A 21,009-nucleotide genomic window follows, 5' to 3' on the forward strand; every position below is an offset into this window, starting at 1 on the left:
CCGTGACGGTGTGTCAGGAGATGCGCATGTTCGCCATCATGCCCATCGCGCCGTGGTCGAACATGTGGCAGTGGTAGACGTAGGTGCCCCGGTAGCCGGTGAAGGTGGCCTGGAGCTTGACCGTCTCGCCGGGCATGAGGGCGACGGTGTCCTTGAGGCCGGTCTCGGCTCCGGCGGTGACGGGCTGCCCGTTGCGTTCGAGGACCCTGAACTGCACCAGGTGCATGTGGAAGTTGTGGGGGACGAACTGGTTGACGTTCTTGACGGTCCAGACCTCGGTGGCGCCGTAGGCGATCTCGGTGTCGATGCGGTCCATGTCGTACGTCTTGCCGTCGATGTACGCCATGTCGCTCGGGGCGCCGGTCTCGTCCATCCGCAGCTCGATGGTGCGGTTGACGGTGGGCACCGCGAGGGGCGGCAGGGTGCGCAGGGCGGCGGGGACGACGCTGTCGTCGGCCGCGGTGCGGTTGACGCGGAACTGCAGGACGCGGCCGATGAGGTCCTCGGGCTCGCCGGGGGCGAACGCCTTGTTGACGAGTTCGACGGTGGTACCGACGGGGAACCGGGAGAAGTCGATGACGACGTCGGCCCGTTCGCCGGGGGTGATGGAGACCGCGTTCGTGTGGTGCGGGGCGGCGAGCAGGCCGCCGTCGGTACCGATCTGCACGAGCTCGGAGCCGTCGGAGAGGCGGAGGTCGAAGAACCGCATGTTGGCCGTGTTGTAGAGGCGGAAGCGGTACTTGCGGGCCGCGACCTCGAAGAACGGCCAGGCCTTGCCGTTGGCGAGGATCACGTTGCGGTGCTGGAAGTCGCCCATCTCGTAGACGAGTTCGCCGTTCTGGGCGAAGCGGGCGTCGCGCAGCGCGACGGGGACGTCGTAGGCGCCCGACGGCAGGCCGAGGCGGCGTTCGGTGTCGTCGGTGAGGAGGTAGGTGGCGGTCAGGCCGCGGAAGACGTTCTCCGACTCCAGGTGGTGGGCGTGGTCGTGGAACCAGAGGTTCGCGTGCGGCTGGGTGTTGGGGTAGGTGTACGTCTTGGTGCCGCCGCCCGCGGCGATGAGGTCCATCGGGGAGCCGTCGCTGTCCTGAGGGACGTGGCCGCCGTGGAGGTGGATCGAGGTGGGGTTGGCGAGGGTGTTCGTCTGCTTGACGACGACCCTGCGGCCCGACTCGGCCTTGATGACGGGGCCGGGGAAGGAGCCGTTGAAGGTGCGCAGCGGGGTGGTGAGGCCCGGCACGATCTCCTTCGTCGCGTCCTTGAGGGTCATGTTGTAGTAGCTGGTGGTGCTCGTGGTGAGGTAGGGCTGGAGCACCGGCGCCAGCGGCATCTTCTGCGTGAACTTGGCTATGCCGGCCGGGTCGAGGTCGGCCGCGGCGGTGCGGGGCTGGTCGGCGGCTGCGTTGACGACGGGCAGGAGCATGCCGCCCGTACCGATGACGCTGGCGGTGGCCACGCCTGCCCTGAGTGCGGTCCGTCGAGTGATCACTGTTCCCCCGTGGGTGGTGCCGGCCCGGCGCCTCACGCGCCGGCGGGTTTCGCGCGTGGGTACGCGGTGGTGGACGCAGAGAGTGTGCGCGGGTGCGGTGGTGCGGCACTCGCGGCGCATTCGAGGAGCACGTCGGCGGGGCGGCGGCCCGGCCGGCGGCCGCCATCCACCGGCCGCCGGGAGGAAGTACTTGACCTACGGGTCAAGAATGGTGTTTGATCATGGTCATGGGAAGGCCGAAGCAGTTCGATCCGGACGTCGCCGTCGAGCAGGCGATGCAGGTGTTCTGGCGTCAGGGATACGCCGCCACGACCCCGCAGGACCTCGTCGACGCCCTCGGCATCGGCAAGGGCAGTCTCTACAACACCTTCGGCAGCAAGCACGCCCTGTTCGAGCGGGCCCTGTGCCGCTACCGCGACACCCAGGCGCTCGCCCTGGTGGAGCTGATCGATGCGGGCGGGCCCGTGAAGGAACGGGTGCGCGGCATGCTCCTGATGCTCGCCGAGATGGACCTCGCGGACCCGGACCGGCGCGGCTGCCTGGCGATCAACACCGCCGCCGAGCTGGCGGGGACCGACGCCGTCGCGGCGGACCTGGTCCGGCGCATGCTCGACCGGACCGAGGAGGCCTTCCGGGCGCTGATCGAGGAGGGCCAGCGCGCCGGGGAGATCGCACCCGGGCGCGACGCGGCCGCACTCGCCAGCATGCTGCTGGGGACCCTGGTGGGCCTGCGCCTGCTGGCACGCGTCGCCGAGGGGCCCGAGCGACTCTCCCGGGTGATCGACGCCACGGTCGACTCGCTCTGATCCCGGCCTCGCCCGATCCGGCCCGACCTTTCCGACCTGACCTTTCCGACCTGACCCGACCCCGGGCCGTGCTCTTCGCCGCACCCGGGGCGGCTGCGCACACCCTCGTTTTGTACCTGCAGTTCAAGAATTGGGGAACCATGAAGCTCGGACTGAACTCCAAGACCGCCGTCGTCACCGGCGCCAGCCGCGGCATCGGCCTCGCGACCGTACGGGCCCTGCTCGACGAGGGGGTCCGCGTCGTCGGCGCCGCACGCACCGTGACGCCCGAACTCGCCGGGTCCGGGGCCGTCGCCGTCTCCGCCGACCTCAGCACCCCGGCCGGGGTCGCGGCCCTCGCCGAGGCCGCGCACGCCGCGCTCGGCGGGATCGACCTGCTCGTGAACAACGTCGGCGGCGGCGACACGGAGACCGGCCCGGCCGGCTTCCTCGACACCGACGACGCCGTGTGGGCGGGCTACCTGGACGTCAACCTGTACAGCGCGGTCCGCGTCACCCGCGCCCTCCTGCCCAGCCTGATCGAGCGCCGGGGTGCGATCGTCAACGTCTCCTCCATCAACTCCCGCCTGCCCGCGGCCGGACCGGTGGCGTACAGCGCGGCCAAGGCGGCGCTCACCGCCGTCGGCAAGTCCCTGGCCGAGGAGTTCGGCCCGCTGGGGCTGCGCGTCAACACCGTCTCGCCCGGGGTGGTCCGTACGGCGATCTGGGACGACCCCGAGGGCTACGGCGGCAAGGTCGCGGCGGCCGCCGGCGTCGACCACGACACCTTCTTCAAGGCGATCCCGCAGGCCTTCGGCGTCACCACCGGCCGGATCACCGAGCCGCACGAGGTGGCCGCGCTCATCACGTTCCTGCTGTCCGACGAGGTCGCCGGGAACATCACCGGCGCGGACCACGTCATCGACGGCGGTTCCCTGAAGGCCCTCTGACGGGCCGCTGAAGGGCCTGGCGAGCCTTCCGGCACACGAAGGGGCCGGGCCCGGGACAGAAGTCCCGGGCCCGGCGGAAGGTGGCTGGCCTCCAGGGGGGAGGTGCCGTCAGGAGGTGTAGTACAGCCACCACTTGTGCTGCTCGTACTCACAGTGGTAGCTGCGGTAGTGGCCCTTCTTCCCGGCCGACTCGCACGACGACTTGGAGGAGTAGGGGCCCTTCTTGCCCGTCGCCCGGTGCTGCTCGGCCGACACGGCGGTGACCTCGTGCTGCGGGGCCGCCGTCGCGGCCGGACCGGCCAGCAGGACGCCGAGGGTGACCAGACCGGCCACCGGAGCGATGCGGAGGATCTTCGCGTTCATGAGGGGTTCCTCGTTTTCTTCCTGTTCCTTCTTGCTGGTTCCCCGGGACCCGTGCGGATCTCGGACCATCAACGTACGAAGCCCCGGGTCCCGGGCGCATGGTCCGCGGGTCCCGCTCCGGTCCCGGCCGTGCGTGGGAGCACGGCCCGTACGAGGGTCCCGGCCTCGGTGCTGACCAGGGAGAAGGTGCCGCCGAGCTCCTCGGCGCGCTCGGCCATGGAGCGCAGGCCCACCCCGCCGTCGCCGGGGCCGCCCTCGGGGACGCCGCTTCCGTCGTCGCGGATCTCCACGGTCACCGCCTCGGGGGTGAGCACCACGGTGGCGTGGGCGTGGTCGGCGCGGGCGTGGCGGACCACGTTGTTCAGGGCCTCCGCGGCGATCCGGTAGAGCGCGACCTCCACGGCGGCGGGCAGTCCGGGGAAGGGCTCCGGGGCCAGGCTCACGGTGATCCGCAGGGTGCGGCCCAGGTGTTCGGCGAGCTGGCGCAGGGCGCGGGGCAGGTCGGCGCCGTCCAGGGCGGCCGGGGCCAGGCCGCCCGTGATGCGGCGCAGTTCGTCGATGGCGCGGCCGATGCCCTCGGAGACGGTGGAGAGGGAGGCGGTGGCGCGGGTGCCGGGCGGTACGGCCGCGCGGGCCGCGTCGACCTGGAGGCGCAGCCCCGACAGGGCCGGGCCGAGGCCGTCGTGCAGGTCGTGGCGCAGCCTGCGGCGTTCCTCCTCGCGGGCCAGGACGATCTGTTCGCGGCTCGTCTGGAGGTCCTCGTAGAGCTGGAGCGAGGCGATGGCGGGCGCGCTGTGGTCGGCGAGGACGCGTACGGCCTCGCGGTCCTGCTGGTCGAGGGCGAGTTCGCCCTCGCGCGCGGGGACGTAGAGGTGGCCGATGTCGTGGTCCCGGTGGACGAGCGGGAAGGCCTCGTCGGCGCTGCCGGGGCTGCCCAGTCGGGCCAGTTCGCGGCTGCCGTGCCGGGTGTGGATGACGAGGCGGGCGCCCGGCAGCCGCAGGGTGTGCACGACGGTGTCGCACACCAGGCGGGGCATGTCGCCGGGGTCGAGGGCGTGGCTGAGCCGGTCGGCGAGTTTGCGTACGGCCTGGTAGGGCTGGGCGCGTTCGCCGTAGTAGTAGCGGTCGACCATCCGGCCGGCGCGGCGGGCGGTGGGCCGCAGGAGGGCGCCGATGATCAGGGTGAGGACGGCCATCAGCGCGGCCTCGGGGGTCAGGGATCCGGGGGCGAAGTAGGAGAGGACGAAGGCGCCGCCCGCGTAGGCCATGAAGAACGCGAAGGTGAGGACGAAGGCGGTGAGGATGCGCCGGCCCGCGCGGTCCAGGGCCCAGGTGCGTTCGCGGACGTGGACGTAGCCGACGGTGGCCGGCCAGGCCGCGGCGGCGAGGAAGACCATGACCACGCCGACGCCCTCGGGCACGTGGGCGTACTGGTTGACGCAGATCACCACGAGGAAGACGACGTACGGCACGGCCAGGACCGCGTACGGGCGTTCGGACTTGGGCGTGCGGGGCCAGCGGACCAGCATGATGAGCAGGCCGGCGCTGACGAGGGCCGGGGGGACCCAGACGACGGCGACGTCCATCCACGGCATCAGCAGCCGGTCCACGCCCTCCCAGAACGGGCCGGTGAAGGGGGTGGGGAGCCCGTAGTAGAGGTAGCCGGGGCGGGTGAAGTCGTAGTACTGCTGGAGCGCGGCCCACACGGCGGTGAACGCCGCGTACGGCGGACCCCAGCCCCGGGGGAAACGGCCGCTGGGGAGCCACAGCGGCAGGGGGTAGATGATGACGTTGATGAGGGTGAAGCCGATCATCGACAGGACGACGACGGCCGTGAAGACGCGCGGGCCGGCGTCCGCGACGACGGCGATCAGCGGGACGGTCTGGGCGAGCGTCAGCGCGCACCCGGCGCACAGCATGAGGCCGCCCAGCACGCGCGCGGTGCGGCGGGCGGCGAAGACCATGCCGGTGAGGGCGATGCCGAGGCCGACGAGGACGTGGTCGGCGGCGAGGTGGAGGCTGACGGCGCGCAGGGCCGGGTGGCCGAGGTGGGTGAGGGTAACGACGGCCCAGACGATGGCGGCCGCCATGGTCAGGACGCAGACGGCGTAGGCGGGCAGCATCTCCGGCCCCGAGCGGGGCGGGTTCGCGGTGGTCCGGGGCGGTGGGCGCATATCGGCCTCCTCGGCCGTCTCTTTCGGGTCGAGCCGCCCGCTGCCGTCGCTTCCAGCTTCGCCCGCCCGGGGTCCCGGACGCCTGAGGCGGGGGTCCTGACCGGGTGACCGGGTCAGGCGTCCTCGCCCAGGCCCACGTCGCGGGCCCGGGCGACCGCCTCGGCGCGGGAGGTGACCTGGAGCTTCTCGAAGACGTGGGTGACGTGGTTGCGGACCGTCTTCTCCGACAGGACGAGTTCCCGGGCGATGCGCCGGTTGTCGTGGCCCTTGGCGATGAGTTCCAGTACCTCGACCTCGCGGGAGGTCAGGGCGGGGAAGAGCTGTTCGGCGTCGCGCCGGTGGCCGCCGGACAGCAGGGCGGAGAGCCGGGCGGCGATGTCCGATCCGATGACGGCGCCGCCGGCGGCCACGGTGCGCAGCGCGTGCAGCACCTCCTCGGATCCGGCGCCCTTGACGACGTAGCCGCGGGCGCCCGCCTGGAGTGCGGCCAGCAGGCTGCCGTCGTCGTCGGACATGGTGAGCATGAGGACGGGCAGTCCCGGGTGGGTGTCGGCGAGCCGGCGGGTGGCCTCGATGCCGGAGACGTCGGGCAGGGAGAGGTCCATCACGACCACGTCCGGGCGGTGCTCGGCCACCGCGTCGGGCACCGCGCCGCCGGTCTCGGCCTCGCCGACGACGATCGCGCCGCGCGTGCTCTCCAGGGCGGCCTTCAGGCCCTCACGGAAGAGCGGATGGTCATCGACGATCAAGACACGGGGAATGGTTCGGTCTTCTTCGCACACGCACCGACACTAGCAGTTACGAATCGGTCACCGAGCGGAATCGGGGTGGCGTCGCCGGGGCTGGGCCGGGTGGGTGGGACCGGGAGGGGGTCCGCGCCTCATGCCCCTGGGGTCCGGGCGCACGGATCGTGAACGGCATGCCCGTACACACCTCCCCCGTCGCCATCGACCGGTCCCTGCTCCTCGGCCCGGCCCGCCTGAGCGTGCAGGTGCGGTGCGGCGGCGGTTCGATGGACGAACTGGCCCGGCTCCTGCGGGCGGCGGGCCCTGAGCGGATCGTCCTGGTCACCGACCCCGCCCTGCCGCGCGCACACGGCGCCCGCGTGCTGCGGCTGCTCGACGCGGCCGCGCCCACCGGGGTGCTGTGGCCGTACCTCTCGGGCCCGGACGCCCGGGGCGCGGGCCCGCTGGTCGCCGCCGACGGCGCCCTCGTCGTGGCCCTCGGCGGCACGCGCGTCATGGCCGCCTCCGGCCGGGTCCGCTACGGCGACGGCGGCCGCCCGCCGCTCGTCCGCCTCCCCACCACCCTGCGGGCCATGTCCGACACCGCCCTGTCGGTGGCCGGGGGCCCTGGGCGCACCGTCCCGGCGCCGGCGGTCCTGGTGCGGGCGCAGCTGGAGTTCCTGCGGACCCTCTCCCCCGGGGCCGTCCGCGCCGGGGTGGTCACCGTGGTCCGGGACGTGCTCGCGGCCGTACCGGCGTCCGCCGGGCAGGTGGGCTTCCGGCTGCGGCCCGACGGCCGCTACGACCCGGCCACCCTGGCCTCGTTCATCGCCCTGAGCGTGGAGGCCCGCGCCGTCCTCGGCTGCCACGACCCCGGCGGGCGGGGGCCCGCCGCCGCCTTCCGCTACGGGGAGCAGGTGGCACGGGCCGTACCCGGGCCGGGCGCCGGCGGGATCCCGTACGGGGACGCGCTCGCCCTCGGGCTGCGCGTCGCCGCCCGCGCCGCCCGGCTGTCGGGACTGATGGACGCGGCGGACGAGGCCGCGCACGCCGAACTGCTCGACCGGGCGGGGGCCGTACGGACCCTGCCCTCCGGGATCCGGCCGTACGAGGTGCTCGACCGCCTGCTCCGGGGGCGGGAGTCGGCCCCGATGGTGCTGCTGCGCGGGCTGGGAGAGCCGTACGCGCACCACGGGCGACTGCTGGCGCCCGTCGGCCGGGAGGTGCTGGAGGCGGCGCTGGGCTCGGTGGCGGGGGTGGCCGATGTGACTGCTGTTGCCCCTATGGCCCCCGTGACTGCCGTTGCCCCTGCTGCCCCTGCTGCCCCTGTGGCCTCTGTGGCGGCGCAGCGGATCCCCGGCCCGGGGCCGTCGCGCGGCGGCGCCGTCGGCGTCGCACCGGGCGCCTCACTGGGCGATGCTCCGACCGCCTCCCCGGGCGACCCGCTGGGGGCCTCCCTGGACGAGGCTCTCGGAACCTCCCCGCAAAAGGCTCCGGCCGCTTCCCTGGACGACCCGCCGGGGGCCTCCCCCGGCGCCTCCCCCGTTGCTTCGTCGGCGCCTTCGCCGGCCCTGATCCCGAGGACGTGATCACCGTGTACCGATTCCTGGGCTGCTTCGGCGGCGACGTACCGGCGCACCGGCTGCGCGCCGCCGCCCGGGTCCACGACCGCTCCCCGGACGGGCCGTGCGTGCGCCGGGGCGAGGGGTGGGCGCTGGTGTCCGGCCGGACGGCGTTCCGGGGGCGGGTCGCCGCCGTCCTGGACGGGGAGATCGACAACCGGCTGGCCCTGTTCACGCGGCTGGAGGTGCGCGGGCACGCGGTCGCCGACCGGGACGGCTCGGCGGTGCTCCGGGCCGCCTTCGAGCTGGACGGCGCGGAGTTCGCCGAGCACCTCGACGGGGCGTACGCGGCGGCCGTGGTCGACGCGCGGGCCGCGCCGGTGCTGGTCCTGGCGACCGACGACGCGGGCACGACCCCGCTCTACTACCACTGGGACCCCGGACGGGGCTGCCTGCGCTTCGCCTCCGAGATCCCGGCCCTGCTGGCGCTGCTGACGGACCCTCCGGGACTGTGGGAGCCCGGCCTCGACGCCTACCTGACCACGGGGGCCGCGCTGGACGGGGCGACCCTGATCGACGGCGTACGGATGCTGCCGCCCGGGACGACCGCCGTCTGCTCGCGCGGCCGGGGCCTGAGCCTGGTCCGCCGGGCCGCGAAGGCACCCCGCACGGCGGCGGTGCCGCCGCGCGGGCTCGGGGGGCCGGGGCCGACGCCGGCGGGTGCGGGTGAGGCGGGGGCCGACGCGGCCCGGCTGCCCGAGCTGCTGCCCGAACTGCTGTGGCGGCTGGGGCAGCCCGACGCCGATCCGGGCACCCTCGGCGGCTACCTCCGCTTCGGGTCGGCCCGCCGGGCGGGCGAGCGCACCGCCCTGGCCCCGGACCCGGTCGGGGAGATCGCCGAGGGGCGGGCCCGGGTCGAGGAGGCCGTCCGCGCGCGGGACGGCGTACGGCTCGCGCGGTACGCGGACGCGCTCGCGCCCGTCCCCGCCGACGCCCGGTCCCGCCTCTACAGCGCCGACTACCGGGCGTACCTGGCGGACCGGGGCGACGCCGCGCTGCGGCTCGCGGAGCGGCTCGGCGCGCCGTGCGAGGCGGGGCCCGGGGCGGCGCGCGGCGCCCTGACCCGGTTCGAGCTGGAGGTGCTGCTGCCCGCGCGGGGGCTGCGCCGCCTCGCGCACCTGAGCGGGGCCCAGGGGGTGCGGGCCCGGCTCCCGGTGTCCCCGCGCCGGGCCTGGGAGGCGGCGGAGGCGGCGGAGGCCCGCCCCGGCGCCGCCCTCGGCGGGCTGCTCACCGGGGACGGCCCGCTCGCCGGTTACGTCCGCGAGGTGCTGGCCCCCGGCCGGCTCCGGGCGGGCGGACTGCTGGACCCGGCGGCGGTGCGGCGGTTGCTGGACGCGCAGGCCGCCCGGCCCGACGACCGGCTCGCGGCGGCCGTGTGGGCGCTGCTCACCTTCGAGGTGTGGCGCGAGGAGTACGCGCTGGCCCGGCGCACGCCCGTACGGCTGCCCGCGCGGCCGGCCGTGCTGCTCACGGCGCCGGCTCCACGACGAGCCGGCCGGGCGGCCTCGCCGGACCGGGCGGGAGCCGCAGGGGCCGCCGGCCCGGGGTGAGGGAGCCGAGGACGCGGGGGCCGCGCGCGCCGGTGCAGCCGGGGGCGTTGCCGGGCAGGCCGTGCAGGGTGAGGAAGCCGAGGACCGCGAAGGCGTACGCCTCCTTCGCGGCGGCGGGCAGCCCGAGCGCGTCGGAGCTCAGCAGGGCGGTGGCGGCGGGGAGTTCCTCGCGGAGCATCGCCATGAGGACCGGGTTGCGGGTGCCGCCCCCGGAGGCGACGACCTCGGTGACGCCGAGCGGGCGCAGCGCGTCGGCGACGGTCCGGGCGGTGAGCCGGGTGAGGGTGGCGAGGAGGTCGGCCGGGGCGGGGGCGGGGCGGCCGGCCAGCGCGGAGCGCAGGTGGCCCGGGTGGAAGAGCTCCTTGCCGGTGGTCTTCGGGGCGGGCCGGGCGTAGTACGGCTCGGCCAGCAGCCTGCGCAGCAGCGGTTCGTCGACCCGGCCGACGGCGGCGAGGGCGCCGTCCGCGTCGTAGCCGAGGCGGCCCCGGGTGAGTTCGCGTACGGCGGCGTCGAGCAGGGCGTTGCCGGGGCCGGTGTCGAAGGCCACCGGGGGGCCGGCGGGCGGCAGGGCGGTGACGTTGGCGATGCCGCCGATGTTCAGGGCGGCGGGCGCGCCGGGGCGGCCGCGCAGGAGCATCAGGTCGGGCAGGCTCACCAGCGGGGCGCCCTGGCCGCCGGCCGCGACGTCGGCGGGGCGGAAGTCCGACACGACGGGGCAGCCGGTGGCTTCGGCGATCCAGGCGGGGCGGCCCAGCTGGAGGGTGCCGTGCACCTGGCCGGCGTCCGTCCAGTGGTAGACGGTCTGGCCGTGGGAGGCCATCAACTCAGCGCGTCCGGAGCAGAGTTCGCGGTCGGCGCGGACGGCGAGCCGGGCGAAGGCCTGGCCGATCAGGGTGTCGAGCCGGCACACGTCGGCGAGGGTGGTGGGGGCGGGCGGCAGGGCCGCGCCGAGCGCGCCGCGCAGGGAGTCCTCGTAGGGGGCGCCGATCATCCCGAGCGGGACCAGGCGCAGGGTGTCGCCGTCGGCGTCGAGGGTGAGGTCGGCGGCCGCGGCGTCGACGGCGTCGTAGGAGGTGCCCGACATCAGGCCGACGACCCTCATCGCAGGGGCCGCCGGTGGTCGTCGCCGCGCAGGGTCGCGAGGGCGAGGGCGCTGAGCGCGCAGGCGCCGGCGGCGTAGTGGGCGGGGACGTCGGTGTCGCCGGTGGCGGCGGTCACGGCGGTGACGAGCAGGCCGGCGCAGCCGGAGAACACCGCGTTGGCGAGGGCGTAGGCCACGGCGAGCCCGGTGCAGCGGACGCGGGCGGGGAACATCTCGGCGAGCATGGCGGGCCCCGGCCCGGCGAGCAGCCCGACCACCGCGCCCGCGGCGAGGACGGCGGCGGCCTTGGCGGGGGCGGAGGCGGCGGGGTCCTGGAGGAGGTGGAACAGCGGCAGGGCGAGGACGACGACGGCCAGGGCCCCGCCGAGCATCACGGGGCGGCGGCCGACGCGGTCGCTGAGCATCCCGGCGGGCAGGATCGCGGCGGCGAAGCCGAGGTTGGCGAGGGTGGTGGCGATCAGGGCCTCCCGGAAGGACGCGCCGAGCGTGTTCTGGAGGTAGGAGGGCAGGACGACGAGGAAGGTGTACCCGGCCGCCGCCCACCCCATGACGCGCCCGACCCCGAGCCCCACGGCCCACGCGATCCCCGGCCCACCGTCATCGCCTGAACCGGCGGAACCGGCCGGCGCGGGTGGTTCGGGTCGGTGGGGGGCTGTGGGAGGGGTCGGGGGCTCCGGGAGGCCGGTGCGGAGCCACAGGGCGGTCAGGCCCAGGGGCAGGGCGAGGAGGAAGGGGACGCGCCAGCCCCAGCCGTACAGGGCGGCGGGGGTGAGCAGGGTGGCGAGGAGCGCGGCGGTCGCGGCGCCGGTGAGCAGGCCGAGGGCGACGGTGAGGGACTGGAAGGCTCCGTAGCGGCCGCGGCGTCCCGGGGGTGCGGACTCGGTCATCAGGGCCACGGCTCCGCCGAACTCCCCTCCCGCGCTGAGGCCTTGCAGCGCGCGGAGCGCGGTGAGCAGCCAGGGGGCGGCGGCGCCCGCCGTCCCGCGGGTGGGGAGCAGGCCGATCAGGGTGGTGGCGAAGGTCATGAGGCCGATGACGAGGACGAGGGTGGGGCGGCGGCCGATCCGGTCGCCGAGGCGGCCGAAGAGCAGGGCTCCGGCGGGCCGGAAGAAGAAGGCCACCGCGAAGGAGGCGTAGGTGGCCACCAGCGGGCCCGCGCCGCCGGCCGCGCCCGGCGCGTCGGGCGGGGTGAAGAAGCGGGCGGCGAGGACGGTGGCGAAGCAGCCGTAGACGCCGAACTCGTACCACTCGACGAAGTTGCCCGCCGCCCCCGCCAGCAGTACGCGGCGCGGTCGGACCGCCGTGGCCGGCGGCGCGGGACGGAGCGCGAGGAGGTTCACCCGTGCTGGTTGCCCGCTGGGGCCGGGGGGAATGCGTCCCGGCCCCGGGGTTCAGCAGATCGGCCCCGGCCCGCCGCCGGACCGTCAGGCGGTGGGGTGGAGGCGGGGGGCGGGGACGGGGGTGTCGGGGTGGGGGGCGGGGGGCAGGGCGCTGCCGGCGAGCCAGGTGGGCCAGTCCATGTTCCAGTCGCCGATGCCGTTCTCGAACGGCGGCATCTTCGCGCCGCCGCTGTTGACGACCTCGACGATGTCCCCTTCGCGCACGGTCTCGAAGAACCACGCGGCGTCCGCGGTGCTCATGCCGGTGCAGCCGTGGCTGACGTTCTCCTCGCCCTGCGCCTCCACCGACCAGGGCGCGGCGTGGACGTACTCGCCGCTCCACGTCACCCGGGTCGCATAGAAGACGGGGAGGTCGTAGAACTCCTTGGTGCCCTTCTTGATGCCGACGGTGTCCCCGCGCATGCGGACCTTGTACTCCTTGCCGAGGACGACCTTGACGCCGCTGCGGGTCAGGAAGCCGGCCTTGCCGGTGGTGACGGGGATGGTCCTGATGACCCGTCCGTTGCGGCGTACGGTCATCTCGTGCGCGGCGGAGTCGGTGACGGCCTCGATCCGGTCGGCGACGGTGAACTCGAGGGGTTCCGAGGGGCCGCCGTAGTCGTGGTCGCCGAACTGGACGCCGTCGAGGCCGCTGCGGACGCTGACCACGGTGTGGGCGGGCCAGTAGGTGCGGGGCCTGAAGTGCAGGGTGGAGTCGTCGACCCAGTGCCAGGCGCCCTCGACGTGGGGTTCGGAGGTGACCTGGAGGGCCTGTTCCAGGCGGGCGCGGGCGTCGGGGTCGTCGGCGGGCAGGGGGTGGCTGAGGGAGGCGGTGACGATCTCCCCCGCGCCGTACGTGCCCGGGCGGGGGCCGAACTCGACCGTGAGCCGCTCGGACGGCGCGGGAGCCGCCTCGCTCCCCTCCGCGGCCTGCCCGCCCTTGCCGTCGTCGGGGCCCGCGTCCCGCCCGGCGGGCGAGGTGGTCCGGAAGGCCATGGTCACCCCGACCGGGGTGCCGTTGCCGTCCTGGGCCCCGACCTGCACGGTGTAGGCCTCCCCCGCCCTCAGCGGCTCGGTGTTGTGCCAGCGGCCGCCGTCGGGGCCGAGCTCGCCGGCCAGGTGGCGGCCGTGCCCGTCGCGTACGGTGACGTCGGTCAGGCGGCCCGCCTCCGAGCGGGCGAGGGCGATCTCCAGGGGTCCGCCGGGGTCGGTGGGCAGCGTGTCGGCGCGGCCGACGGCGGGGTTCCACAGGACGGTCGCCGCGCCCCGGGCGGTGGCCAGGATCCGCTGCTCGCGCCAGGAGCCGCACTCCCCGGCGTGGAAGGTGCGTACGGGGCACCAGCCGGGGGCGGCCGCGCGGTCGCCTTCCTCACCCTCGACCTGCCTCCCGACGAGCAGGGTGACGGCCGCCTCCTGCGGGGGCGCGGCCGGGCCTTGGCCGAGGTCCCCCTCGGGCCCCCGGCCCGGCGCCGCCGCGACCGCCAGCAGGGCGCCGGTCACCGCGGCCACCGTGCTCCACGTCTTCGTCCACGACATCGCCACGCAGCCCTCCCAGATCTCCTACGGCCGGATGGCAGCATCAAAACGATCTGGAGCCAAAACGATGATCACAAACCCGGCGCTGCGGCCGAACGGGCCGCCAAGTGAACCCGCACGGAGCACAGGAGGGCCCTGGCGGCGGGGAAGAGCGCGGCCCGGGCCCGGCCGGGCCCGGCCGCCGCCCGGCCGCCGCGTGGCCTCCGCGTGGCCTCCGCGTGGCCGGAGTCATCCGGTCCGGTCACGTACGCTCGGCGGATGGCGAAGTACTTCGACGTGCACCCCGAGAATCCTCAGCGGCGCACCATCAGCAGCGTGGCCGACAGCATCCGTTCCGGCGCGCTCATCGCGTATCCGACCGACTCGTGCTTCGCGCTGGGGTGCCAGCTGGGCAACCGCGACGGCATCACCCGGATCCGGTCGATCCGGAACCTCGACGACCGGCACCACTTCACCCTGGTCTGCCAGAACTTCGCGCAGCTGGGGCAGTTCGTACAGCTGGACAACGACGTCTTCCGTGCGATCAAGGCGGCGACGCCCGGTCCCTACACCTTCATCCTCAAGGCCACGTCGGAGGTGCCGCGCCAGCTGCTGCACCCGAAGAAGAAGACGGTCGGCGTCCGGATCCCCGACCACCACGTGACCCAGACCCTGCTCGCCGAGCTCGGCGAGCCGCTGGTCTCCAGCACCCTGCTGCTGCCCGACGAGGACGAGCCGCTGACGCAAGGCTGGGAGATCAAGGAGCGGCTCGACCACGTGCTGGACGCCGTCGTCGACTCCGGTGACTGCGGCACCCTGCCGACGACCGTCATCGACTTCTCCGAGGGCGAGGCCGAGATCGTGCGCCGGGGCGCGGGCGACACGGCGCGCTTCGAGTAGCCGCCCGGGGAGACGCCGACAGGGGCGGATTCCGGTTTCCCGGTCCGGGAACCGGAATCTGCCCTTCAGTTCGTTCGGATCCAGCCACGGCGGGATACGGCGGGATTGCGCCTTCAATTCAAACTCGAGCGCGGCGACCATCAGGACTCGTTTAGATATGAACAGTCTTGACCCGCCGACAGTAACTCCACGGGACTCCCGAGTTACGGAGAGGAGAAGTTCGCCTGGTACGCCGGAATTGATCGGGTCGACGACTCGACTTTCACAAGATCCGTTATGTAGGGTTCCAGTTATTCACCGCCCGACGGGGTGCGGCGAGTGGCCCCAGGCACGGTTCCGGACTCTTTCCGGAGCATGTCCGGCACGGAGACTCGCCAGACCACCACCCCCGGCGCGCGTTCGTCTGCGACACACGTGACCCGACACGGGGGACCATCATGCGGTTCCAGCTTCTGGGGCCGCTCAGCATTGCGCACGGCCCCGAGACAGTGGTTCTCAAACCGTCCAAGCCGACCAGTCTCCTGGCCGCCCTTCTGCTCCATCCCGGCACCGTCGTTTCCACCGACTATCTGCTGCGCGCCGTATGGGACGAGGAACCGCCCGCCACCGCGCGAGCCGCACTCCAGACGTGCGTGCTGCGCCTGCGCAGGTTATTCGAGAAATACGGCATATCCGCGACCACCATCGAGGCCGTGCCGGGCGGCTACCGCATGCGCAACGACCCCGAGACCCTCGACCTCGTCCTGTTCCGCTTGCTGACGGCGCGGGCCCGGGCCGCCGCCGGTACCGGCGAGGAACTGTACCGGCTCCGGGAGGCCCTCTCCCTCTGGCACGGGCAGCCCCTGGCCAACGTCGCCTCGCGCATGCTCCAGCGGGACGCCGTGCCCGCGCTCGAAGAAGAACGGCTGCGGGTCCTGGAGCGGGTCTGCGACCTCGAACTGGCCGCCGGGAACTGCCACCAGGTCCTGATCGACCTCTACGAGACCACCCGCCGGCACCCCGTCCGCGAGCGGTTCACCGAGCAGCTCGTCGAGGCCCTCTACCGCACCGGCCGGCAGGCGGAGGCGCTGGCCGAGTACCGCACGGTACGCGACCGGCTGCGCGAGGAACTCGGCGTCGACCCCGGCCCCGGGCTGCGGCGCCTGGAGCTGGCGATCCTGCGGGCCGAGGAGCTGGGCCCCGCCACCCGTACCGGGGAACCCGAACTCCCCGCGCCGCGCGCCGCGTCGGCCCTCCCCGCCCCACCGCCGGCCCCCGCGCCGTCGGCGTCGCCGGGCGGGGCCGTGATACCGCCGGTGCCCGGGTTCGCCGGGCGTGAGGACGACCTGCGGGCCATGGCGCTGCGCCTCACCGACCCCGGCGGGCCCCGGCTGGTGGTCGTCTCCGGAGCTCCCGGGATCGGGAAGTCGGCGCTCGCGCACCAGAGCGCGTACCAGGTCCGCCAGGCGTTCCCCGGCGGGGTGACCGGCGTCGACCTGGCCCGGCCGGACGGCACCGCGCTGGACGTGGAGGAGGCGCGGAAGCTGCTGCCCGGGCCGGGCGGCTCCGGGCGGCGGCTGCTGATCCTCGACAACGCGGCCGGCGCCGGGCAGGTGCTGCCGCTGCTGCCCGCGACGGACGGGGCCACGGTCGTCGTCACCAGCCGGCGCGGACTGGCGGCGGTGGTCGCCACGCACGGCGGCGCCGTCCACCGGCTCGACGTACTCGGCCCGGGCGACGCGCACGCGCTGCTGGCCGGGCTCGTGGGGACCGCGCGGATCGCCGCCGAGGAACGGGCCACGAGGGAACTCGCCGCCGTGTGCGGGTACTTCCCGCTCGCGCTGCGGATCGCCGCGGGGAGGCTGCTGACCCGGCCCGGGCTGTCCGTCGCCGACTGCGCCGCCTGGCTGGCGGAGGACCCGCCGGGCCGGCTGGCGCTCGCCGAGGATCCCCGGCTCTCGGTGCCGGAGGTCATCGGCGGGGCCGTCGGCGCGCTCGCGCCCGAACTGCGCGACGTGTTCCTGCGGTTGGGCGCGCTCGACCCGGGTTCAGGTCTTTCCGGAGCGGGCAGCGAGACCGTCCTCGAACAACTCGTGGAGGCGGGGCTGCTGGAGGACGGTCCGCCCGGCCAGCCGTACCGGGTCCACGCCTTCCTGCGGGTCTGCGCGCGCTGGCTGGCGCGGGAACACGGTGGCGCGAGCCGCGCACCCGAGATCTGCCCCTGACCCACACGCTCCCCCACCTCCCACTCCCCCACCCCTCACCCGTCCCACCGGCATTTCCCACCTCACGCTTCTCCCCACTCAGACCGCACTCAGAGGTGTTCCATGTCCCAAGCCAGCTACCAGGCCGTCGCGGCGACCCGGCCCCGCATCCGCCGTGACGTGCTCTTCACCGAGACCCCCGACGGGGTGCTCTTCCACAACTCCGACGGCGGTTTCCGCCTCACCGCGCGCACCGCGTACCGCTTCGCCACGCTGATCGTCCCGCACCTGACGGGCGAACACTCCGTCGCCGAGCTCTGTCAGGGGCTGGGCGAACCCCAGCGCACGATGATCGGCGAACTCGTCAAGACCCTGTACGAACGGGACTTCGCCCGCGCCGTGGAGGAGCCCGGCGCGGCGGAGCTCCCCGCCGCCGTCCCGGAACCGGACGTCGCCCGCCGGTTCGCGCCGCAGATCGCCTACGCCGACCACTACGCGGACGACGCCGAGGCCCGCTTCCTGCGCTTCCGGGGGACCCGGGTCGCCGTGCTCGGTGCGGACGCGGTCGCCCGCTGGTGCGCGGTGAGCCTGGTCCGCAACGGCTGCGCGGTCGTCGGCGTCCTGCCGGGGGCGGCCGCGCAGGAGGTCGAGGCGGAGGCGGCCGAGGCCCGCGCCGATGGCTGCCCGGTGGAGATACGCACCCTGCCGGACGGTGAAACCCCGCTGGGCTGGGCCGAGTTGGAGGGGTTCGACTTCGTCGTGGTGAGCGGCGGGGCGGGCGCGCCCGCGCGGCTCTTCCCGCTGCTGCGCGCCGGGATACCCGAGGGCCGAAGCCTGCTGCCCGCCTGGTCGTACGGGAACGACGCCGTCGTCGGCCCGCTGATGACGCACGGCGCGGCCGGCTGCTGGTCCTGCGCGGCGCTGCGGCTGGGCGCGGCGCGCGGGGGTGCGGGGGCCGCCGAGCTGTGGAGTTCGCTGGCGCTGCCGGGCGCGCCCCTGGCCGCCGGGCCGGTGCCGGGGCGGCCGCTGGCCGCGATGATCGGCAACCTGCTGGGCTACGAGGTGTTCCGTGCGACGTCGGGGGCGCTGCCCGCCGAGACCGCCGGGCGGCTGCTCGTCCAGGACATGGCCTCGCTGGACGTGACGGCCGAGCCGCTGTTCCCGCATCCGCGCTGCCCGTTCTGCGTGCCCGAGGGGCCGGCCGAGCAGGCCGTGGACCTCGCGTCGGCCGGGACCTCGGGCGCGCCCGCGCTGCCCACGCTGGAGACGGCCCGTGAAGCCGACGCCCTGGTCGAGGAGTTGAACCGGCGCTCCGCGCTGGTGCGCCCGTACGCGGGGGTGTTCACCCGGTACGCGGACGAGGAGCTGACGCAGATCCCGCTGAAGCTGGGCGTGGTCGAGCTGGGCGTCGGGCACGCGGGGCCGCGTACGGTCGCCGCCTTCGACGTCCACCACGTGGCGGGTGCGCGGATGCGGGCCCTCGACGCGGCGGCCCTGGTGTACGCGGAGCACGTGGTGCCCGCGCGGGGGCTGGTCGAGGTCCCCGGGGCGCCGGCGGCCGGGGACCCGGCGGCGGTGGTCCCTGCGGCGCTGGCCACGGCCTCGGGGATGCCGGGCGAGGTGGCGGCGTACCAGCGGGCGGTGTCCCTGCTGACGAAGGAGCCCGTGCTGGTCCCGGCGGGCGCGGTACGGCCGTTCGGCCCGCACAACGCCGACCGGCTCTTCGAGCGGACCCGGGCCGGGGCGGGCGCCGGTCCCTCCGCCGCCGACGCGGCGGCCGCCGGGCTGCTGTCGGCGCTCGGGCACGCCGCGCTGCTGCGGGCCGTACGGGGTGCGGCGGCGGCGCGCGTACCGCTGCCCGGGCCCGACGGCGCAGACGCCGAGCTCACCTTCCTCGTCCGGTCGGCCGACCGGCTGGAGCTGGCGGTGGAACTGCTGGACCTGGGCGAGGGCGGGCGCAGCGGCGTACAGGTGCTGCTGGCGCGGGCCGGGGAGCGGTGGGCGCTGGGCGAGGGCCTGGACCGGCGTACGGCGGCGGTCGCGGCGCTGCGGGAGCTGCTGGGCGCGGTGCAGTACGAGGCGGACGGGGCGGGCCCGGGCGGCCCGGCCGACACCGGTGACCCGCTGCTGCGCGACCTGGACGCCCGCGCGATCGGCGTCTCCGGGGCCGGGGCGGAGCCGGTGGCGGGGCCGGGCACGTCGTGGGAGCGGGTGCTGGAGCGGCTCGGCGACGCCGGGCTCGACGCGTACGTGGTGGCGACCGGCTCGCCGGAGCTGGCGGGCGTGGGCATCCACACCGTGCGGGTCCTGCTGACGTCGGTACGGGAGTCCGGCGATGACGCGTAGGGCCGGGGCCCGGCTGGTCCGGGCCGACGCCGCGCTCGCGGCGGGCCTCGGGGCCGAGGCGGCCGAACGGTTCACGGCCCTGCTGGACCGTGCCCTTTCGGCCCTGGACGGGCCGCCGGTGGCCCTGTCGGCGCTGGGCGTACGCGACTCGTTCGCCCAGGCGGGCAGTGGGGGCTTCGACGCGCGTGGTGAGGTGCCCGTGCGGGTGTACGGGTACCAGGCTGTCGTCGGGCCCGTGCCGGGCGGTGGTGCGGCGGGGTGTGCCCGGTGTCTGGAGCGGCGTTGGCAGGCCGTGCGGTCCGTCGCGCTGCGGGACGCCCTGGAGCTGGGCGGGGGCACCCGGGCGGCGGGCGGCTGGCCGTACGCGCACGCCTTCGCCGCCGACGCCCTCGCGGCGCTGGTGGTGCGGGCGGAGCGGGCCGGGGCTCCCGGCGGGGTGTTCCCCGAGGTGCGGGTGCTGGACCTGCGCAGCGGGGCGGTGCGCGGGTATCCGCTGGTGCCCGATCCGGAGTGCCCGGTGTGCGGTACGCCCTCGGTGGACGCGGCGGGGGTACTGGAGCTGGCTCCGGCGCCCAAGTACCGGCCGGGTGCGTTCCGTACGCGGCCCGTGGAGGCGTACGGGATCGAGGTGGCGGCCTTCGCCAACCCCCTGTGCGGGGCGCTGGGCCCCTCCTTGGTGCAGGACGTCTCCTCGACCTCCACCTCGGCGACCATCGGCTGCTTCTCCATGCGCTCGGGCGAGTACCTGCGCGAGACGTTCTGGGGCGGCCACACGGACTCCTTCGACCGCAGTGCGCGCGTCGGCGTGCTGGAGGGACTGGAGCGGTACGCGGGGATGCGCTCGCGCGCCCGGACCACCAGCGTCACCGGCTCCCTGCGCTCGCTCGGCCCGGACGCCGTCGACCCGCGCGAAGTCGGCCTGTACAGCGAGCGGTTCCACCGGGACAACCCCCGGGTGCGGCCCTTCGACCCCGACCGGGAGATCCCCTGGGTGTGGGGCTGGTCGCTGCGCGACCGGACGCCGCGCCTGGTGCCGGAAGTGCTGACGTACTATCACGCCCCGGGCCTGGAGAACCGGTTCGTGCAGGAGTCCTCCAACGGGTGTGCCTCCGGCGGGAGTCTGGCCGAGGCCTGCTACTTCGGCCTGATGGAGGTCGTCGAACGGGACGCCTTCCTGCTGGCCTGGTACGGACGTCAGCCGCTGCCGGAGATCGACCCGGAGACCAGCTCCCGCGCCTCGACGCGGGCGATGGTCGACCGGCTCGCGCTCTACGGGTACCGGGCGCGGTTCTTCGACACCCGGATCAGCTTCCCGATCCCGGTGGTGACGGCCGTCGCGGAGCGGTTCGACGGCGGCACCGGCCGGATGTGCTTCGGGGCGGGAGCCGGACTGGACCCGGAGTCGGCGCTGGACTCGGCGCTGTGCGAGATCGCCACGGACGCCGTGAACCTGCCCGGGCGCACCGAGCGGGACGCGGACCGGCTGCGCGCGATGGCGGCCGACTTCGACCTGGTCACCGCGCTGCACGACCATCCGCTGGTGTACGGGGTACCGGAGATGGGCCGGCACGCCGACTTCCTGCTGCGCGGTGCCCCGGCCGGGCCCCTGCGGCCGGTGCGGTCGCTGGCCGGGCCCGGGACGGTCGCTGACGACGTGCGCGAGGACCTGACGCGGTGCGTCGACGCCGTCGCCGCCGGGGGCTTCGACGTGGTGGTGGTCGACCAGACCCTGCCGGAGCAGCGGGCGCTGGGCCTGCACACGGTGAGCGTGCTGGTGCCGGGTCTGCTGCCGATCGACTTCGGCTGGTCGCGCCAGCGTGCGCTCGGCATGCCCCGGATGAGGACCGCCCTGCGGGCGGCGGGACTGCGCGAGCGGGATCTGGAGCCCGCCGATCTCAATCCGGCTCCGCACCCCTTCCCCTGACCCGG

Annotated in this window: 15 protein-coding genes; 8 read left to right on the forward strand and 7 right to left on the reverse strand. The window is 75.1% G+C overall.

Features of this window, described 5'->3' with window-relative positions; translation table 11 throughout:
- Window positions 1–13 precede the first annotated feature (13 nt).
- Window positions 14–1,453, reverse strand: a complete 1,440-nt coding sequence (locus OOK31_RS01415) for a multicopper oxidase family protein (protein WP_267010452.1) — start codon at window positions 1,451–1,453, stop codon at window positions 14–16.
- 260 nt (window positions 1,454–1,713) lie between these two features.
- On the opposite strand from OOK31_RS01415, the gene OOK31_RS01420 reads away from it, so the two are divergent.
- Both OOK31_RS01420 and OOK31_RS01425 read left to right on the forward strand, forming a co-directional pair.
- A complete protein-coding gene (locus tag OOK31_RS01420) occupies window positions 1,714–2,292 on the forward strand; it encodes a TetR/AcrR family transcriptional regulator (protein WP_267010453.1) in 579 nt (192 codons plus the stop codon).
- Window positions 2,293–2,432: 140 nt separating this feature from the next.
- A complete protein-coding gene (locus OOK31_RS01425) occupies window positions 2,433–3,221 on the forward strand; it encodes an oxidoreductase (RefSeq protein WP_267010454.1) in 789 nt (262 codons plus the stop codon).
- Window positions 3,222–3,329: 108 nt separating this feature from the next.
- Here OOK31_RS01425 and OOK31_RS01430 read toward each other — a convergent pair whose 3' ends face one another.
- The 3 genes from OOK31_RS01430 to OOK31_RS01440 form a co-directional block, all read right to left on the reverse strand.
- Complete coding sequence (locus tag OOK31_RS01430) at window positions 3,330–3,584, reverse strand: hypothetical protein (protein WP_267010455.1); 255 nt, start codon at window positions 3,582–3,584, stop codon at window positions 3,330–3,332.
- A 68-nt stretch (window positions 3,585–3,652) separates the two neighbouring features.
- Window positions 3,653–5,758, reverse strand: coding sequence for a GAF domain-containing sensor histidine kinase (locus OOK31_RS01435; RefSeq protein WP_267010456.1), 2,106 nt, complete (start codon window positions 5,756–5,758; stop codon window positions 3,653–3,655).
- A gap of 113 nt (window positions 5,759–5,871) precedes the next feature.
- Window positions 5,872–6,507, reverse strand: a complete 636-nt coding sequence (locus OOK31_RS01440; protein WP_267010457.1) for a response regulator transcription factor — start codon at window positions 6,505–6,507, stop codon at window positions 5,872–5,874.
- 170 nt (window positions 6,508–6,677) lie between these two features.
- On the opposite strand from OOK31_RS01440, the gene OOK31_RS01445 reads away from it, so the two are divergent.
- Window positions 6,678–8,072 (forward strand): hypothetical protein, encoded by a 1,395-nt coding sequence (locus tag OOK31_RS01445; RefSeq protein ID WP_267010458.1) that lies wholly within the window; start codon window positions 6,678–6,680, stop codon window positions 8,070–8,072.
- Window positions 8,069–9,655, forward strand: coding sequence for a hypothetical protein (locus OOK31_RS01450; RefSeq protein ID WP_267010459.1), 1,587 nt, complete (start codon window positions 8,069–8,071; stop codon window positions 9,653–9,655). The genes OOK31_RS01445 and OOK31_RS01450 overlap by 4 nt, the downstream gene beginning before the upstream one ends.
- On the opposite strand, the gene OOK31_RS01455 is transcribed toward OOK31_RS01450, so the two are convergent.
- The 3 genes from OOK31_RS01455 to OOK31_RS01465 all read right to left on the reverse strand — a co-directional run bounded on the left by OOK31_RS01455 (window position 9,573) and on the right by OOK31_RS01465 (window position 13,678).
- Entirely contained in the window at window positions 9,573–10,757 is a 1,185-nt protein-coding gene (locus OOK31_RS01455) for an anhydro-N-acetylmuramic acid kinase (protein ID WP_267010460.1), read from the reverse strand. The two genes, OOK31_RS01450 and OOK31_RS01455, sit on opposite strands and share 83 nt — an antisense overlap.
- Window positions 10,754–12,097, reverse strand: a complete 1,344-nt coding sequence (locus OOK31_RS01460) for an MFS transporter (protein WP_267010461.1) — start codon at window positions 12,095–12,097, stop codon at window positions 10,754–10,756. Before OOK31_RS01460 ends, OOK31_RS01455 begins: the two co-directional genes overlap by 4 nt.
- 84 nt (window positions 12,098–12,181) lie before the next feature.
- Window positions 12,182–13,678: an Ig-like domain-containing protein gene (locus OOK31_RS01465; protein ID WP_267010462.1), complete on the reverse strand. Its 1,497-nt coding sequence runs from the start codon at window positions 13,676–13,678 to the stop codon at window positions 12,182–12,184.
- Window positions 13,679–13,930: 252 nt separating this feature from the next.
- Between OOK31_RS01465 and OOK31_RS01470 the strand changes: the two genes are divergently transcribed.
- From OOK31_RS01470 to OOK31_RS01485, 4 genes are all read left to right on the forward strand, one after another.
- Window positions 13,931–14,551, forward strand: coding sequence for an L-threonylcarbamoyladenylate synthase (locus OOK31_RS01470; protein WP_267010463.1), 621 nt, complete (start codon window positions 13,931–13,933; stop codon window positions 14,549–14,551).
- A gap of 437 nt (window positions 14,552–14,988) precedes the next feature.
- A complete protein-coding gene (locus tag OOK31_RS01475; protein ID WP_267010464.1) occupies window positions 14,989–16,755 on the forward strand; it encodes a BTAD domain-containing putative transcriptional regulator in 1,767 nt (588 codons plus the stop codon).
- 102 nt (window positions 16,756–16,857) lie between these two features.
- Window positions 16,858–19,080: a TOMM precursor leader peptide-binding protein gene (locus OOK31_RS01480; RefSeq protein ID WP_267010465.1), complete on the forward strand. Its 2,223-nt coding sequence runs from the start codon at window positions 16,858–16,860 to the stop codon at window positions 19,078–19,080.
- Window positions 19,070–21,004: a TOMM precursor leader peptide-binding protein gene (locus OOK31_RS01485; protein ID WP_267010466.1), complete on the forward strand. Its 1,935-nt coding sequence runs from the start codon at window positions 19,070–19,072 to the stop codon at window positions 21,002–21,004. Before OOK31_RS01480 ends, OOK31_RS01485 begins: the two co-directional genes overlap by 11 nt.
- Window positions 21,005–21,009: the final 5 nt, after the last annotated feature.

Origin of the sequence: Streptomyces sp. NBC_00249, assembly GCF_026342355.1 — a bacterium.
GTDB lineage: Bacteria > Actinomycetota > Actinomycetes > Streptomycetales > Streptomycetaceae > Streptomyces.

What these genes read in the sequence shown, in the direction of transcription:
- OOK31_RS01425 (WP_267010454.1), top strand. Translation starts at nt 2,433, where the DNA reads ATGAAGCTCGGACTGAACTCCAAGACCGCCGTCGTCACCGGCGCCAGC.
- OOK31_RS01445 (WP_267010458.1), top strand. Translation starts at nt 6,678, where the DNA reads ATGCCCGTACACACCTCCCCCGTCGCCATCGACCGGTCCCTGCTCCTC.
- OOK31_RS01430 (WP_267010455.1), bottom strand. Translation starts at nt 3,584, where the DNA reads ATGAACGCGAAGATCCTCCGCATCGCTCCGGTGGCCGGTCTGGTCACC.
- OOK31_RS01420 (WP_267010453.1), top strand. Translation starts at nt 1,714, where the DNA reads ATGGGAAGGCCGAAGCAGTTCGATCCGGACGTCGCCGTCGAGCAGGCG.
- OOK31_RS01480 (WP_267010465.1), top strand. Translation starts at nt 16,858, where the DNA reads ATGTCCCAAGCCAGCTACCAGGCCGTCGCGGCGACCCGGCCCCGCATC.
- OOK31_RS01435 (WP_267010456.1), bottom strand. Translation starts at nt 5,758, where the DNA reads ATGCGCCCACCGCCCCGGACCACCGCGAACCCGCCCCGCTCGGGGCCG.
- OOK31_RS01485 (WP_267010466.1), top strand. Translation starts at nt 19,070, where the DNA reads ATGACGCGTAGGGCCGGGGCCCGGCTGGTCCGGGCCGACGCCGCGCTC.
- OOK31_RS01475 (WP_267010464.1), top strand. Translation starts at nt 14,989, where the DNA reads ATGCGGTTCCAGCTTCTGGGGCCGCTCAGCATTGCGCACGGCCCCGAG.
- OOK31_RS01455 (WP_267010460.1), bottom strand. Translation starts at nt 10,757, where the DNA reads ATGAGGGTCGTCGGCCTGATGTCGGGCACCTCCTACGACGCCGTCGAC.
- OOK31_RS01470 (WP_267010463.1), top strand. Translation starts at nt 13,931, where the DNA reads ATGGCGAAGTACTTCGACGTGCACCCCGAGAATCCTCAGCGGCGCACC.